14 protein-coding genes and 1 other RNA gene are annotated in these 16,690 nt (G+C 39.1%); 11 read left to right on the forward strand and 4 right to left on the reverse strand.

Annotated features, from left to right (window positions below; translation table 11 throughout):
• From HNQ84_RS06305 to HNQ84_RS06335, 7 genes are all read left to right on the forward strand, one after another.
• On the forward strand, positions 1 to 354 hold a 354-nt coding region (locus HNQ84_RS06305), incomplete at its 5' end, for a group II intron maturase-specific domain-containing protein (protein WP_435621540.1).
• 175 nt (positions 355 to 529) lie between these two features.
• On the forward strand, positions 530 to 826 hold the full coding sequence (gene gpsB, locus HNQ84_RS06310; RefSeq protein WP_435621541.1) for a cell division regulator GpsB: 297 nt from the start codon (positions 530 to 532) through the stop codon (positions 824 to 826).
• 67 nt (positions 827 to 893) lie between these two features.
• Positions 894 to 1,286, forward strand: an RNA gene (gene rnpB, locus HNQ84_RS06315) — RNase P RNA component class B.
• A gap of 59 nt (positions 1,287 to 1,345) precedes the next feature.
• Positions 1,346 to 3,079, forward strand: coding sequence for a putative bifunctional diguanylate cyclase/phosphodiesterase (locus HNQ84_RS06320; RefSeq protein WP_435621644.1), 1,734 nt, complete (start codon positions 1,346 to 1,348; stop codon positions 3,077 to 3,079).
• A 6-nt stretch (positions 3,080 to 3,085) separates the two neighbouring features.
• Positions 3,086 to 4,237, forward strand: coding sequence for a THUMP domain-containing class I SAM-dependent RNA methyltransferase (locus tag HNQ84_RS06325; RefSeq protein WP_435621542.1), 1,152 nt, complete (start codon positions 3,086 to 3,088; stop codon positions 4,235 to 4,237).
• A gap of 99 nt (positions 4,238 to 4,336) precedes the next feature.
• Positions 4,337 to 6,265, forward strand: coding sequence for an ATP-dependent DNA helicase (locus HNQ84_RS06330; protein ID WP_435621543.1), 1,929 nt, complete (start codon positions 4,337 to 4,339; stop codon positions 6,263 to 6,265).
• Between the two features lie 54 nt (positions 6,266 to 6,319).
• The gene (locus tag HNQ84_RS06335) at positions 6,320 to 7,834 is read left to right on the forward strand and encodes a carboxypeptidase M32 (RefSeq protein WP_435621544.1); all 1,515 of its coding nucleotides are present in this window, start codon (positions 6,320 to 6,322) and stop codon (positions 7,832 to 7,834) included.
• Positions 7,835 to 7,858: 24 nt separating this feature from the next.
• On the opposite strand, the gene HNQ84_RS06340 is transcribed toward HNQ84_RS06335, so the two are convergent.
• The 4 genes from HNQ84_RS06340 to HNQ84_RS06355 form a co-directional block, all read right to left on the reverse strand.
• The gene (locus HNQ84_RS06340) at positions 7,859 to 9,508 is read right to left on the reverse strand and encodes a b(o/a)3-type cytochrome-c oxidase subunit 1 (RefSeq protein WP_435621545.1); all 1,650 of its coding nucleotides are present in this window, start codon (positions 9,506 to 9,508) and stop codon (positions 7,859 to 7,861) included.
• Positions 9,505 to 9,978, reverse strand: coding sequence for a cytochrome c oxidase subunit II (locus tag HNQ84_RS06345; RefSeq protein ID WP_006318623.1), 474 nt, complete (start codon positions 9,976 to 9,978; stop codon positions 9,505 to 9,507). Before HNQ84_RS06345 ends, HNQ84_RS06340 begins: the two co-directional genes overlap by 4 nt.
• A gap of 19 nt (positions 9,979 to 9,997) precedes the next feature.
• Positions 9,998 to 10,147, reverse strand: coding sequence for a cytochrome c oxidase subunit 2A (locus tag HNQ84_RS06350; protein WP_435621546.1), 150 nt, complete (start codon positions 10,145 to 10,147; stop codon positions 9,998 to 10,000).
• A 265-nt stretch (positions 10,148 to 10,412) separates the two neighbouring features.
• The gene (locus tag HNQ84_RS06355) at positions 10,413 to 10,868 is read right to left on the reverse strand and encodes a chemotaxis protein CheX (RefSeq protein WP_183243397.1); all 456 of its coding nucleotides are present in this window, start codon (positions 10,866 to 10,868) and stop codon (positions 10,413 to 10,415) included.
• Positions 10,869 to 11,128: 260 nt separating this feature from the next.
• On the opposite strand from HNQ84_RS06355, the gene HNQ84_RS06360 reads away from it, so the two are divergent.
• From HNQ84_RS06360 to HNQ84_RS06375, 4 genes are all read left to right on the forward strand, one after another.
• Positions 11,129 to 12,193 (forward strand): type III polyketide synthase, encoded by a 1,065-nt coding sequence (locus tag HNQ84_RS06360; protein ID WP_435621547.1) that lies wholly within the window; start codon positions 11,129 to 11,131, stop codon positions 12,191 to 12,193.
• A complete protein-coding gene (locus HNQ84_RS06365; RefSeq protein ID WP_435621548.1) occupies positions 12,190 to 12,696 on the forward strand; it encodes an isoprenylcysteine carboxyl methyltransferase family protein in 507 nt (168 codons plus the stop codon). Before HNQ84_RS06360 ends, HNQ84_RS06365 begins: the two co-directional genes overlap by 4 nt.
• A 74-nt stretch (positions 12,697 to 12,770) precedes the next feature.
• Positions 12,771 to 16,397 carry a dynamin family protein gene (locus tag HNQ84_RS06370; RefSeq protein WP_435621549.1) on the forward strand — a complete coding sequence of 1,209 codons (3,627 nt, stop codon included), beginning with the start codon at positions 12,771 to 12,773 and terminating at the stop codon, positions 16,395 to 16,397.
• Entirely contained in the window at positions 16,390 to 16,662 is a 273-nt protein-coding gene (locus HNQ84_RS06375) for a YpbS family protein (protein ID WP_183247886.1), read from the forward strand. The genes HNQ84_RS06370 and HNQ84_RS06375 overlap by 8 nt, the downstream gene beginning before the upstream one ends.
• Positions 16,663 to 16,690 lie beyond the last annotated feature (28 nt).

The raw sequence follows: 16,690 nt of genomic DNA on the forward strand, positions 1-16,690 counted from the left end.
AAGATGCCATATTCCATGGAATACCGAATTCAGAAACTGAATCAGTATGTATTCGGATGGTGTGGGTACTTTGCGCTGGCGGACACGAAATCAATTTTTCGGAAAATGGACGGGTGGATTCGTCGAAGACTTCGTATGTGCTTATGGAAAAATTGGAAAACACCAAAAACGAGGATACGAAACTTGATCAAATTGGGAGTTCCTTCGTGGAAAGCTTATGAATGGGGAAATAGTCGGAAAGGGTACTGGCGTATTTCAAATAGCCCCATCTTACACAGAACCCTTGGAAACTCCTACTGGAATGACCAAGGCCTCAAAAGTCTACAAGAACGTTATGAATTCTTGCGTCATTGATCTTGATTGAACCGCCGTATACGGAACCGTACGTACGGTGGTGTGAGAGGACGGAGGTTAATCACCTCCTCCTACTCGATTCGAAAAAAGACGAAGTTTGTGAAAATGAAAAATTGACAAGGACTGCTTTTTTTGAAAGAATAGGTGTAGACATGGATAATTGAGGTGAGCAAACGTGCTTTCAGATCGCATCAACTTAACAGCAAAAGACATTCTCGAAAAAGAGTTTAAAATAAGCATGCGCGGATATAATCAAGATGAAGTTGATCGCTTTCTTGATTTAATTATTAAAGACTATGAAACATTTCATCAAATGATTGAACAATTACAACAAGAAAATACTCGTTTAAAAAGCCAATTGCAGGAGGCACAAAAACGTCAGCCATCTCAAACGGGAACGACGAATTTTGATATTTTACAGCGTCTTTCCAATTTGGAAAAACATGTTTTTGGAAACAAACTTTACGAATAAATGTTCCAACCTTTTCTATTGATTTGGCTTATCGTTTCGGATATACTAACATATGCTTACATGAATCATGTTCGGGTAATCGCTGCGATGTGTATGCATCGTAGAGGAAAGTCCATGCTCGCACGGTGCTGAGATGCCCGTAGTGTTCGTGCCTAGCGAATGCATAAGCTAGGGCAGTCTGGCGGTAAGCTGGGCTGACGGCAGGGAAAGAGCCTACGTCCTTCAATGGATATGGCTCGATTACCTTTAAAGTGCCACAGTGACGTAGTCTTGCTGGAAACGGCAAGAGTGGAACGCGGTAAACCCCACGAGCGAGAAACCCAAATGATGGTAGGGGCACCTTCTCAAAGGAAATGAACGGAGAGAAGGACAGGCATACAGCCTGTAGATAGATGATTACCACCGAAGTACGAGGCGCGAGCCGTTTGCAGTACGACGGAACAGAACATGGCTTACAGAACATGATTCATGGTCTCACTCTCCTGCATAACGTCAGGGGAGTTTTTGTTTTTTGGGAATATGAGGGGAGAGTTTGTTGTGGACAAAAAATTAGCATCTTTGTTTGGTTTAGATACATTTTTATCTGTGTCCCATGCCGTTATTCAAGAAGCGGACGAAGGAATTATTGTGACGGATAGTGAAGGGCATATTTTATTAGCTAATCCAGCTTTCGAAACAGTAACAGGTTATACACAAGAAGAAGTGCTCGGAAAAAAACCGAATATTCTTCGCTCTGGTTTACATGATCGCAAGTTTTATGAAAATATGTGGGAAACGATACGTGATCATGGGGTTTGGAAGGGAGAAATTTGGAACAAACGAAAAAATGGCGAGTTGTTTGTAGAATGGTTAACGATTAAAGCTATCTATGACGCTACCGGAAATCCAACACATTATGTAGCAATTTTTTCAGATGTGACGCAACATAAGCGGACGATGGAGCAACTTGCGCGATTATCGAACTATGATTTGTTGACCAACGTTCCAAATCGACAATTATTTACGAAACGTCTGCAACATTTACTTGATATGGCACGTCGCTACAATCAACAATTAGCTATTTTGTTTCTTGACTTAGACCGCTTTAAATATATTAACGATGAGCTTGGACATCATAATGGAGACGTATTGTTAAAAAAGGTAGCCAATCGTTTAAAAAAGCTACTGCGCACGAAGGATACGTTAGCGCGTATTGGTGGAGATGAATTTGTAGTTATTTTACCTAAACTAAAGGATGTTCAAGAAGCTGTTAGCATAGCAGAACAAATGATTGAATCATTACAAGCTCCTTTTATGTTAAACGGAAAAGATGTATATATGTCAGCAAGCATCGGCATAAGCATGTACCCAAACGACGGAGATGATGGTGAAACATTATTACGTCGAGCCGATCGTGCTATGCAAAAAGCGAAAGAAAGCGGAAGAAATCGCTTTGAGTTATATACAGCTAAGTTAGACTACCAAAGCGAAGTGGTCATGTTAGAAAATTATTTACGAAAAGCGATTGAACGAAATGAATTATTCATTTGCTATCAACCTATTGTTAATATGAAAACGAAAAAAATTGAAGCACTTGAAGCGTTAATACGTTGGCAACAACCGAATATCGGTTTCATTTCTCCTGGGCAATTTATTCCGCTTGCAGAAGAAACGGGATTGATTGTTCCAATAACAAAATGGCTATTCGAACAAGCATGTATACATATCAAGGCGATTCATCAATTCGCTCCGCATATGAAAATCGGAATGAATATTTCTGCTGTTCATTTTCAACAAGATGATTTCGTTGAGCAACTATCGACGATTGTCAAACAAAACGATGTACATCCACGCTTTTTTAAATTAGAACTAACGGAAAGTACGATTATGCCAAATGCAGAGGAATCTGTTCAAAAACTTGTACAGTTAAAACAGTGCGGTTTTAAACTAGCTATTGATGATTTTGGGACAGGTTTTTCTTCATTAAGTTATTTGCATCGTTTTCCAATTGATATTTTAAAAATCGATCAATCGTTTATTCGTCGCTTATCTTTATATAGCGATGATGCGACGATCGTCTCAACAATTATTATGATGGCGCATCATTTACATTTATCGGTCGTGGCGGAAGGGGTCGAGACAGAGCAACAATATGAATTTTTAAATAAACAACAATGTGATATGGCACAAGGATATTACATTGCTAAACCGATGCCAATAGATGAGGTGCAGCACTTTATTCAAGAATGGAATGAATATATCAATGAAAGGTGAATGAATATGGGGCAGATAACGTTAATTGCAACTGCAGCAATGGGGCTTGAGTCCATTGTTGCAGATGAAATCCGGGCGCTCGGATATGACTGTCAGGTGGACAATGGAAAAGTGACGTTTGTTGCAGATGAGCGGGCGATTTGTCGTACGAATTTATGGCTTCGCACAGCCGATCGGGTGAAAGTGAAGGTGGGGGAATTTCGTGCAACGACGTTTGAAGAGTTATTTGAACAAACAAAAGCGTTGCCATGGGCACAGTTTTTACCTATGGACGCCCAATTTCCTGTTGTTGGGAAGTCGGTTAAATCAAAATTGTTTAGTGTATCCGATTGTCAAGCGATCGTAAAAAAAGCGATTGTTGAACATTTAAAACAACATTATGGTATTTCATGGTTCGAGGAAACAGGTGCCCAATTTCGTATTGAAGTCGCTTTACATAAAGATATCGCTACATTAACAATCGATACGAGTGGTGCTGGGTTACATAAAAGGGGATATCGTATCAAGCAAGGAGAAGCACCATTAAAAGAAACATTAGCGGCAGCGCTCGTTCAGTTAACGAATTGGAATCCGGATCGTCCATTTGTTGACCCATTTTGTGGATCGGGAACGATTGCGATTGAAGCGGCGCTGATTGGCCAAAATATTGCACCAGGATTTAACCGCGATTTTGTATCTGAACAATGGGGTTGGATTCCATCTCGATTTTGGGATGAAGCAAGGGAAGAGGCGGAAGATTTAGCGCACTACGATCAACCGCTACATATCGTCGGCTTTGATATTGATCATCGTATGGTAGATATCGCGAAAACAAACGCACAAGAAGCAGGACTAGCTGATTTAATTACGTTTAAACAAATGCAGGTGAAAGATTTTCGAACGAAAGACGAGTATGGCGTCATCGTCGGGAACCCTCCTTATAGTGAGCGGTTAGGGGAGAAAGAAGAAGTGGAACAGCTGTATCGAGAGATGGGAAAAACATTCGCAGCTTTAGATACGTGGTCGATTTATATTTTAACATCCCATCGTCACTTTGAGCAGTTGTACGGAAAACAAGCAACGAAGCGTCGCAAATTGTTTAACGGTTTCATTGAAACGCAATATTATCAATTTTGGGGACCTCGTCCACCGCGCTCATATGAAAAGCTGTCTCATTGACAGCTTCTTTTTCTTTTCAACTTCATTGACTTCTTTCTTTTTTTGGTCGATAATTAATGTTTGTGTACTTCGTTAAAATTAATGGAGGGGCTAAAAAATATGAGCAAATATCCGTTTGTATTAAGTAAAAATGAAAATTTTTTTGATAAATTAAACGAATGGATTGGGGACGTGTTTTACGATATTTTACCTGAAGCAGGGTTTGAATTACGTGATGAGCAAATTTTTATGGCATTTCAGCTTGAGCGAGCATTTAAAGAGAAAAAAGTGATGTTTGCAGAAGCAGGGGTAGGTACGGGAAAAACGATTGTATATTTACTTTATGCCATTTGTTATGCACGATATATCGGAAAACCTGCCATTATTGCTTGTGCAGATGAAACGCTAATTGAACAACTTGTGAAAAAAGAAGGAGATATTGCTAAAATTTCGCGTGTTTTAAACATAAACATCGATGTCCGCTTAGCGAAGTCACCAGACCAATATTTATGTTTAAACAAATTGGACGATATATTAATGACCGAAGAGGAAGAATTGTACGAGCAAATTTTTGACGAATTGCCGCCATTTGTTCATGATCATGCTCCGCTCCAAACGTTTTACCATTACGGCGATCGAAAAGATTATGCTCATTTAAGCGACGAGCAATGGTCAAAAATTGCTTGGGATCCGTTTCAAGACTGTTTATCATGTGAAAAGCGTCATCGTTGTGGTCAAACGTTATCGCGCGATTATTATCGCAAAGCAACGGATCTGATTATTTGTTCTCACGATTTTTATATGGAACATATTTGGACGTATGAAGCACGAAAACGTGAAGGACAGTTACCACTGTTACCAGAAGCGAGTTGTGTCATTTTTGATGAAGGACATTTATTGGAGTTTGCTGCTCAAAAAGCGTTAACATATCGTATGAAAGAAACGACATTAGAAACGTTGCTTTCTCGGTTATTAGAAAATGATATTCGCGAACAATTAGCTTATTTAATCGAGGATACATTAGAACTCAGTGCACGATTTTTTGATGAATTGATGAATCATGCTAAAGCGGTACCGGGATCTAATCGTCAAGAAATAACATTTACTGCGTCCCTTTTACAACTGGCAAAAACGCTACGAACGAAAGTAGAACAAATTGGAGACGAACTCGTATTTGAGAGTGAAACGTATACGATTGACCATTATCAATTGAAAGTTGTTGATGAATATTTAGACCAAATTCATCATTCGTTATATTTATTCATTCATAATCGTGATGCCATTACATGGCTTGAGTCGTCACTCGATGGAAACACGCTTGTCATTATGCCGAGAACGGTGCAAGAAGTGTTGCGCGAAAAAGTGTTTTCTAAACATATTCCATTTATTTTTTCATCTGCCACATTATCGAATGAAAAATCATTTGATTATATGGCAAAAAGTCTTGGCATCGACGAATATTTATCATTTCATGTTGATTCTCCATTTGACTATGATGAACAAATGACGATTGATATGCCAATATTTGAGAATAACGAACGCATATTTGAAGAGAAATATGCGTACGCCATCGAAAAAATACGTGAGACAAATGGGCGTGCGCTTGTATTGTTCCCAACACGCGAACAATTGAATGAATTTAAAGCTCGAGCGCAACAAGAAGAAGGACTCACTTTTTTATTTGAAGGCGATCAAGAAATTAGCGAACTCGTTTCGCGCTTTCAAAACGAAGAAGAAACGATTTTATGTGCCCAACATTTATGGGAAGGATTAGACATTCCAGGTCCGTCACTAAGCAACGTCATCATTTGGGCACTCCCTTATCCACCGAATGATCCCGTTTTTCAGGCAAAGCGAAAACAAACGGACAATCCGTTTTGGGAAGTGGACGTTCCGTATATGGTTTTACGATTGCGACAGGGGGTAGGGCGCCTCATTCGTCAACGAGACGATCGAGGAATTGTATGTATTTTTGTGACAGATGATGAGCCAATGCAAGTGATTGAAACGATCAAACGTGTATTACCGACAGATGTACAGCAAAAATAAAGGAATATTTGTAAATATTGTAGAATAACGATACAACGGAATGGAGGGAAGAAGATGAAGAAAAATATTCAGGCTGTTGAAAAGCAATTTTTGCAGTACGTCAAAAAAATGATGGCGTACAAAGAAGCTATTTCGCTTATGTATTGGGATTTGCGTACAGGTGCTCCCAGAAAAGGGGTTGATCAACGCTCAGAAGTGATCGGAATGTTATCACAAGATGTATTCCATATGTCGACCTCAGAGCAAATGGCCGCATATATTGCGGAACTTTCAGCGAAGTCCGTACAGGAACAATTGTCACCGGTCACCCGTTGTACGTTAGTAGAATGTCAGAAAGAGTACGAACGAAATAAAAAAATTCCTGCTGATGAGTATAAACAATATGTTATTTTACAGTCCAAAGCGGAAAGTGTATGGGAAGAAGCGAAAGCGAAATCTGACTTTTCCCTTTTTGAACCGTACTTAGAGCAGCTTGTCGATTTTACAAAACGTTTTATCACATACTGGGGGACAAATGGACACCCATATAATACGTTATTAGATTTGTACGAACCAGGTGTGACTGTTGATTTGCTAGACAGCGTGTTTTCAAAATTACGCGATCATATTGTTCCGCTCGTTCAACAAATTAGCGAGTCGCAACATAAGCCGGAGACAAGCTTTTTATTCCAGCCGTTTCCGAAAGAAAAGCAACGAGCATTTAGTTTAGCGCTTTTAAAAGAATTAGGTTACGATTTTGATGCAGGGCGGCTCGATGAAACCACACATCCTTTTGCGATAACGTTAAATGAAGGAGATGTCCGAATTACAACGAAATATGACGAAAACGATTTTCGGACGGCTATATTTGGTACGATTCACGAATGTGGTCACGCTCTTTATGAACAGAACATATCTAAAGAATGGGCAGGTACACCGCTTTACGATGGTACGTCAATGGGCATTCATGAATCCCAATCGCTGTTTTATGAAAATTTTATTGCACGTCATTATTCGTTTTGGAAGCGACATTATAGCTTATTGCAACAATATGCTCCGCATTTTGCTGATGTTTCATTGGATGATTTTTATCGTGCAATTAACGAGTCAAAACCGTCTCTTATTCGCATTGAAGCGGATGAATTGACGTATCCATTACATATTATTATTCGATATGAAATGGAAAAAGCATTGTTTGATGGCGCGGTTGAAGTGAGAGATTTGCCACACATTTGGAATGAAAAATACGAGGCGTATTTAGGCATTCGTCCAGAGCGTGATGCAGAAGGAATTCTTCAAGATGTACATTGGGCCGGGGGAAGTTTTGGTTATTTTCCATCGTATGCCCTTGGATATATGTATGCAGCACAGTTTAAATATGCAATGGAAAAACAATTGTTGGACTTTGATAAGTTGATTGAAAATGGAGAATTCGTGCATATTCGAGAGTGGCTTACAAAACATATTCACCAATATGGAAAGACGAAAAAGCCGCTTGACATTTTACATGAAGTAACTGGAGAAGGGTTAAACCCGACCTACTTGATTCGCTACTTGGAAGAAAAATATAAACATATTTATCGATTATAAAAACCGGGCAAATGCCCGGTTTTTTTACCAAAGTTTAAATCCTTTTGAGCCAGGAGGTGCATTTTGGATCATATCGATAAATGGAACCGTATATGCGATCAAAATGAGTACAACAGCAATACCGATCCATAATGTCCAGTTTTCAAATACGAGCGGTGTACGTTCAGCCTGTTCAGCAACTTCTGCAACAGGGAACTCTGTTTCACCTTTTGGAGCGAAAAATGCTAAGTTCGTAACGATAATGAGTACAAGAATAATACCGATGAACAAGATTGTTCCGCCAACTGCTTGAGCGATTTGATAAGGAACCCACTCTAGAGCTTGTGGTGCATCGCCGTATGTTGAAAATGCTGAACGGCGTGGGGCGCCAAGCAACCCAGCAAAGTGCATTGCACTAGACATAAAAATCATACCAATCGACCAAACGATCGTTTGAATGATCGCTAAACGGTTCATCGCTTTTGTCATCACACGTCCCGTTAAATGTGGGATAAGCCAATAAGCTGCACCAAAGAATGTTAATACAACAGTTGTTGCTAATGTTAAATGGAAGTGACCCGTTACCCAAATCGTATTATGAACAACTTGGTTTAATTGGTGTGATGCGTTGACAAGACCACCGGCACCAGCAGGGATAAAGAACAACATACCGATAAACGGTGCAAAGAAACGAGCATCACCCCAAGGGAGCTTACGTAACCATCCAAATAATCCTGTTGCTCCTTTAGAACGACCGTACATCTCAAACGTTGCAAACATCGAGAACGCTGTCATTAATGATGGAATAACAACCATAAACGTTAAGACAACTTGCAAGTACTTCCAAGCTGGATCGATTCCAGGTTCCACAAGTTGATGGTGGAAACCGACAGGGATTGAGAAAATTAAGAATAAAATGAATGACATGCGTGCAAGGGAATCAGAGAACATTTTTCCGCCAATAATTTTCGGAATAATTGCATACCAAATCATATATGCCGGTAATAACCAGAAATATACGAGCGGGTGGCCGAAATACCAGAATAATGTTCGGCTTACAAGTACGTTAATACGGTCAACGTAACCTAATGACCAAGGAATAAGTTGGAATAATACAGTTGCAGCTACACCTAGCGAGCAAATAAGCCATAACACCATGTTAACAACAGACATGAACGTAAGCAACGGACTTACTTGACCAGGATGAGCTTTTTTCCATTTAGCATAGTGAGCAAACATCGCAAATCCGCTCACCCAGCTACCGACGACAACAAGTGTTAAACCAATATAAAAGCCTGCATGTGCTTGTAGCGGTGCATAAAATGTATATAAAACAGAAGCTTCACCAATTAAAATGTAAAAGGCAGTAATCGCTGTGCCGATTGTCATGAGCCAAAAACCGACCCATCCCCAAAATCGTACGCGATCAGAAAGCGTTCCGGCCGTACGACTGACAGCTGCAAATTGGAAACCAATGATAAAAAATGTAGTTAAAACAAGTCCGAGTAATACACCGTGAGTTGTCAAAATCGTATAATAGCTAATGCCTGCTGGCAATTCAAATTTTCCAGAGCGCACAAGCACCTGTAATAGACCGGCAAGTCCTCCTAACGCAAGTGCAACGAAAGCGACATAAATATGAGCCATTGCTAATTTGCCATCACGTGCATCTACTTTCCAAGTTTCGTTCATCATTGTTCAACCACCTTCACTTTCGCCGTCATTAAGTGGTGACCGGCACCGCAATATTCGTTACATAAAATTACATACTCACCGACTTTATCGAATGTTTGTGTATAACTACTTACATAACCAGGTTCAACCATCATATTTACGTTTGTTCCCGCCATTTCAAATCCGTGAATGACGTCTTTTGTTGCTACGTTAATCGTTACTTTCGCCCCTTTTGGGATTTCTACTTGATTTGGTGTATACGCAAATGCAGAAGCAACGATATTTAGTTGATATTCGTTATCTCCCGTTTTTACAAGTCCTGGTTTATCAAAAGGTGGTGTTTGATCGACTTTTTCTGGATCGATCGTTGTTAAACAGCTTGGTGGCTGTGTTCCTTGTGCGAATGCACCAACCCCTAAGACAGCTAAAAATACGAATAATGAACCTATGCCGAAAAACAGCCAAATTTTTTCATATTTATGCATGTGCATAACGCCCTGTCTCCTTTCTCTATAAACGATTCAAAAACAAGAAATATACGCTTACCCACGTGAAAATGAGGAAAAATCCCAAAAACAAAACAGAAGCGAGCGTTCCTTTTAATGGAGGTTCTTTCTCTACTTTTGTTTTTGGTGTGTTTGTGTTTAATTGAGTTTTCATTTGCGCTCCTCCTTTCCTTAATAAACCTTAATTAGAAATGTATACACTTACATCATACAAAACAATTTGCGAAATGAAACGTTTTCCTAGTACATTTCACAAATTGTTCATTCGTTACTTTACCATCATCATAACCGTAAAAATAAGGAGTAGCTGTGACTTTTGTCACATGAATTTTGTGAGGTTGTGAAAAAAATGTGAAATATTTAGAAAAAGATGGTTAAAAAATAAAAAGAAGCTCACAAACGCAAGCTTCTCTTCGTCCTCATTCGTTATCAATTGTTAGAATAAGCTGTAATTCCCCCTTGCTTTCAAAGTGAATGGGCACACGAAATGCTTTATCAAAACCATAAATTTTTGTTTGACCAACGAGAACAGTAGGAGGAGTAATATCGATTGTAATTCCGTTTTGAGATACGATCGTCGCTAAGTTTCCTGCAATCATATTACCAAGTTCACCAGTAAACGATTCGAGCATTTCACCCTCTAAAGGCATACCGAACATCGTTTCTCCGATACTTCCAAACATCGTTTCATGCCCTTCAATCATAAGACGTCCGCGTAAGTCTCCGGTCATTCCAATCAATACACTAATGGACGTTTGGGTGAAAGGCTGTGTAAATAATGAAGGTTTGTCAATTGTCATCGTTAGTGGGATGACAGAACGAATCGACTCGATCGTTCCATTTAAAATCGTTGTAATTTTTTCACCTAAAGCCATAAAACGACCCCCTTTTTTTCTTCATCATAACAAATTTTTCACTTCAATTACATCACTTTTCGACGAATCCAGACAAAGAAAACATAAAAAACATAGTGACGAAACAATAAATTGCGTTATAATGAAAGTGCACAACAACATACCTCCTTTCAAAACGTCGAAAGCTTTCCTCCTATTGTCGTGAGGAAAGCTTTTTTACTTAATATGTATAAAATTTCTTTATCAGAAAAATATTATCAATAATGAAAGGAGGGAAATGTATGCCGAGCATCATTGCAGTGGAATTAGCTGAACTTCCTTATCGCGTTTCGCAAAAAGAAGTGATGAATGCCATAAAACGTATGTTTCAACATCGTTACGAACATATTGACCGTCTATTATGCATTTTTGAACACGACCATATTCAGTCAAGAACGTTTGTACAACCACTAGATTGGTATATGACAGAGCACTCATTTGCTGAAAAAAACGCACTGTATATTGAACATGCCGTTCGATATGGGAAAGAGGCAATCGAACGTTGTTTACAGAGCGCCAATATTCATTTTGAAGATATTGAAGCCATCTTTTATATTTCGACAACTGGGATTGCTACACCGAGCATTGAGGCGAGAATAATGAACGAGCTACCTTTTTCGATACATACGAAACGCATTCCTATATGGGGACTTGGATGTGCAGGGGGAGCAGCCGGCATTGCTCGCGCGGCAGATTATTGTCGGGCATATCCAAAAGCGAAAGTGCTTGTCCTTTCGATAGAATTTTGCAGCCTAACCTTCCAACTTGACGATGTGTCAAAAAGCAATCTTATTGGCACATCACTATTTGCTGATGGAGTAGGTTGTGCGTGTGTTGTAGGAGATGATGTGCAGTTGCGAAGTATAGCTCCACAGGTGATCGATATGCAATCGATGTTTATGCGTAACATGGAAGATGTCATGGGGTGGGATATAAAAGATAAAGGGTTTTACGTTGTGTTTTCTAGGCATATTCCGACTATTATTCGTCAATCGATTGGTGGAATGGTAGAATTGTTTTTACGGAAAAATGGGTTTGACGTTTCGCAAATTGAACATTTTGTTGTACATCCAGGTGGTAAAAAAGTGCTTGATGCTTATCAAGATAGTTTACATATAGATGAAAATAAGTTAACTTACGCGATTCATGTTTTACGGGAGTACGGAAATATGTCGTCTGTGACTGTGCTTGCTGTTTTACGGCGTTTTTTACAACAGTCTATCACTCAACAACATGGCTTAATGATGGCGATGGGGCCTGGATTTAGCTGTGAGCTTTTATTGTTAAAATGGGGAGAAAAATCATGAAATGGAGCGTGTTTTTCTTTTTAATTGTTCAGCGATTTGTTGAGTTGTACTGGGCAAAAAGAAATGAACGATGGATGAAGAAGAGAGGAGCAAAAGAATTTGGACAACATCATTATAAATATATCGTTTGTATGCATAGTTTATTTTTTGTTTCGCTTTTGCTGGAAGGGAGGAAGAAACGCGAACCGACTTTATGGTCATTTTTGTTTAACATATTTATCATTTTACAACTGTTTCGCTTTTGGATCATCGCTTCACTTGGACGGTGTTGGAATACGAAAATTATTGTATTGCCAAATACAGAACGGATACAGAAAGGGCCGTATCGATGGTTTCGACATCCCAATTATTTTGTTGTTGTCCTTGAATTTATTATTATTCCCCTTATGTTTCAAGCATATTGGACGGCTTTCATATTTACAGTATGGAACGCGCACCTTTTATCGATCCGTATTCGTGTGGAGGAACAGGCGCTACGTTTATTAAAATCCCCTCATAAGTAGGGGAATTTTTATGTATTTTTTTTGTGAACTACAGTAAAATGAAGGTAGATTTTTTAAAAGGGGTATGGGGAAAAATGCAAAAAACACAAACAGAACCGTTGCAACAATGGATATACCGCTTAATTGCACTTCATGATCAATTTGTTGAGATAGGCGACACAGTGCAAGCTAAAAAAACAAAACAATTAATTAAAAAAGCGTATGATGGGGAGTTTACGATTGCTTTTTGTGGTCATTTTTCTGCTGGAAAGTCCAGTTTAATTAACGAATTGATTGGGGCTCCGCTTTTACCATCTAGTCCAATTCCAACGAGTGCAAATCTTGTCAAAGTAAAAGCGGGGAAACCGTATGCGCGCGTATATTATAAAGCTAGTGAGCCGATTGAATATGTTGCTCCTTACGATTACGAAGAAGTAAAAACGTTTTGTCGAGACGGTGATACTATCGATATGATTGAAATTAGCGATGAAACAGATGCGATTCCGAGTGGAATTGTACTGATGGATACACCGGGTATTGATTCGACAGATGATGCTCATCGCTTGGCGACAGAGTCTGCTCTTCATTTAGCGGATGTTGTATTTTATGTGATGGATTACAACCATGTCCAAGCGGAAATGAACTTCGAGTTTACAAAACGGTTATCGCAGTATGGAAAAACGATATACTTAGTTGTGAATCAAATTGATAAACATCGTGAAGAAGAGCTTCCGTTTTTACTGTTTGCTCGCTCGGTGGAAGAAGCGTTTCAACAGTGGGGAGTTGCATTTGAACGCATTTTTTATACGTCGCTGAAACAAAAGAAGCATGTATATAACGAGTTTGAAGCATTAAAACAACTATTACAGTCGCTTTTTGGCGAGAAAAATAAGCGACTTCAACAAAGTATACATATTGCGGTCGAGCAAATGATTGATAACCATATGCAAGTAGTGATTGCGCAACAGGAAGAAGAAGAACAAAACATTCGTCAATTGCTTTCGTTCAATAATGAACAGGAACTTTTGAAAAAGATCGAAGAAATAGAGCAAACGATTAATGACATAAAGAAAACATGGTCAACCGCTAAGCAACAGGTTGAACAGCAGCTAGCAACAACATTAGATAACGCCTACATGATGCCTTATGAAACGAGGGAGTATGCGCGTGCCTATTTAGAAGCATGTCAACCTGATTTTAAAGTCGGCTTTTTATTTACAAAGAAAAAAACCGAGGAAGAACGAGAAAAAAGATTGAGTGCTTTTTATAAAGATTTACATAAAAAAATTGAAAGTCAGTTGGAATGGCACATTCGTGACTTGTTGAAACGGTTTTACGAGCAATATGATATCCGTGATCATGAATTGTTACATCACATTCAACAATTAAAAGTTCCATTTTCTAAACAATGGCTTGTTGAACAGAAAACGAATCAACCGCTTGTAACAGGAGATTATGTGTTAACGTATACGAACGATATAGCAACCGAAATCAAACGGCTATATCGCGACGTAGCCCTTCAAGTAGTGGATCAAATGATTAACAAAGGAAAAGCACAACAACAATTAGCCATGTATGAGCAACAACTTGCACAGCTCACGGAGGAACATTCGCGTTGGGAACGATTAAAACAACTTGCGCGTCAACGTGAACATACGCGTCAACAGTTGCGAAAAACTGTTGAAACAGCAATGCCACTAAGCGATGAAGCCGTTTATCCGTTTATTCACGAGACGTTTATGATGCGAGAAAGCAAACGAAAGACAGAAGAAGTTTCCCGTGCGAACGAAAAGATACAAGAAGAACATCCAATTCCACCAGCACAAACGACGAGCGAGACGGTTGAACAAATGATTGAAAAATTGCGTACGGTTAGCCAAATGATTGCTCCGATTGAAGGATTGAAACAATTAGCGAAAGAAATGAACGAAAAGGTTCGGCAGCTTCAACAACGGACGTTTACGATTGCCCTATTCGGAGCTTTTAGTGCTGGAAAATCTTCGTTTGCAAATGCGTTAATTGGCGAACACGTCTTACCTGTTTCGCCACATCCAACAACGGCGACAATTAATAAAATTGTTCCACCAACAGATGAGCATCCACATGGAACAGTTGTCGTACAAGTGAAAACGGAGCAACAGCTTTTAAACGATTTGCAACACTCTTTGCGTTTTTTCGGTATACAAGTTCACTCATTACAAGAGGCGATTGAAGAAAGCGCAAAGGCGATTTGCAATCACCATGTTGAAGCAAAAGAACGCGTACATTGGGCGTTTTTACAAGCCGTTGTGCGTGGGTATGAACAAATGAAAGAAAAGCTTGGACACTTGCTTACGATTTCACTTGAGCAATTTCGCGAATATGTAGCGAATGAAACGAAATCGTGTTTTGTTGAATGGATTGAGCTGTATTATGATTGCCCATTAACTCGTGAAAACATCATTCTTGTTGATACACCAGGGGCAGATTCTGTCAACGCTCGTCATACAGGGGTCGCATTTAACTACATTAAAAATGCCGATGCGATTTTCTTTGTCACATATTATAACCATGCGTTTTCAAAAGCGGATCGCGAATTTTTAATTCAGCTTGGTCGGGTAAAAGATACGTTTAGTTTAGATAAAATGTTTTTTATTATTAATGCAGCTGATTTAGCTCATACAACAGAGGAATTACAAGCCGTTGTTCACTATGTGAAAGATCAGCTTTTACAATTTGGTATTCGTCATCCTCGTCTTTTTCCATTATCGAGTAAATGGGCGCTTGCCGAAAAGAACGGGGAAACATTCAAACATGACGTATTATCGAATTCAGGAATGAGCACGTTTGAGCAGGCATTTTATCCGTTTATTCATCAAGAAATCGGTTCATTAGCGATAGCTTCCGCTCGTTTACAAATGAAACAAGCGCACAAACGGTTAGCAGAATATATTGCGGAAGCAAAACAAAGCGATGATATAAAGCGCAAGAAGCTACAAACATTGCAACAAGAGCAACAACAGCTTGAGCGGATTATCGAACAATACGAAACAAATCATGACATTCATGCAATCGAACAAGAATTGAACGAGTTAGTTTATTACATTCAACAGCGCGTTTTTTTCCGTTTGCCAGATTGGTTTAAAGAGTCGTTTAATCCGTCCGTTCTTCATGATCGACAAGCAAATATAAAAAAAGTGTTACAATTATGTTTAGACGAATTGTTGTATTCCATTGGATTTGATTTGGCACAAGAAATGCGGGCGACTAGCTTGCGAATGGAAGCATTTATAAGCAAACGTTATGATCTTCATTTTATGGCGTTAGAGAAACAGTGGAAGGAAGTTCATGATCTCATTGTAACAAAAGTGGATCTTCCTGTTTTTCCAACATTGGAATTTCCGCTTGCTTTTGAACAACTAGAGCGCAGCATATTTAAACAAGCGCTATCGTTGTACAAAAATGCGAAATCATTTTTTGAAAAAGATGAAAAGCGATTGATGAAAGAGCAATTAGAACGACAATTACACGAGCCGGTTGCAACGTATATAAATGAACAAAAACAACGCTTGCTTGCGCACTATACAAAACAATGGAATACCGTTATTGAGCGGCTTCATTGTCATATGTGTGAACAGATGAATGAACATTTTGCTGGTTTGCTTTCGGCATTAACCGCTCAAGCATCAATAGATGAATTGCAACGCATTTATGATATGATTGGAGGAATGAATGATGAGTGAAGTTCATCAAGCAATTACAGCGCATTCACAAAAACAACACGCACTCGTTCGAGCATTTGTCGAGCTAGATTTGAAACGGGAGATGTATATTGAAGAAGCAGTTGCTTTATGTCAACGAGGAGAGTCATTTTCTGTACACAAGATTAACGAAGTGACAAAACAAATAAATGAACTAGCGAAAAACGGAATCGTACCACAACGAAAATATGTGACGGTTGACATGGTAAAGGAATATGTCCAAAAATTAAATAATCAATCATCGTAGTGTAAAACGTCCCGTTCGTGCATACTAT

Source organism: Anoxybacillus eryuanensis, from assembly GCF_051200995.1.
GTDB lineage: Bacteria > Bacillota > Bacilli > Bacillales > Anoxybacillaceae > Anoxybacillus > Anoxybacillus tengchongensis.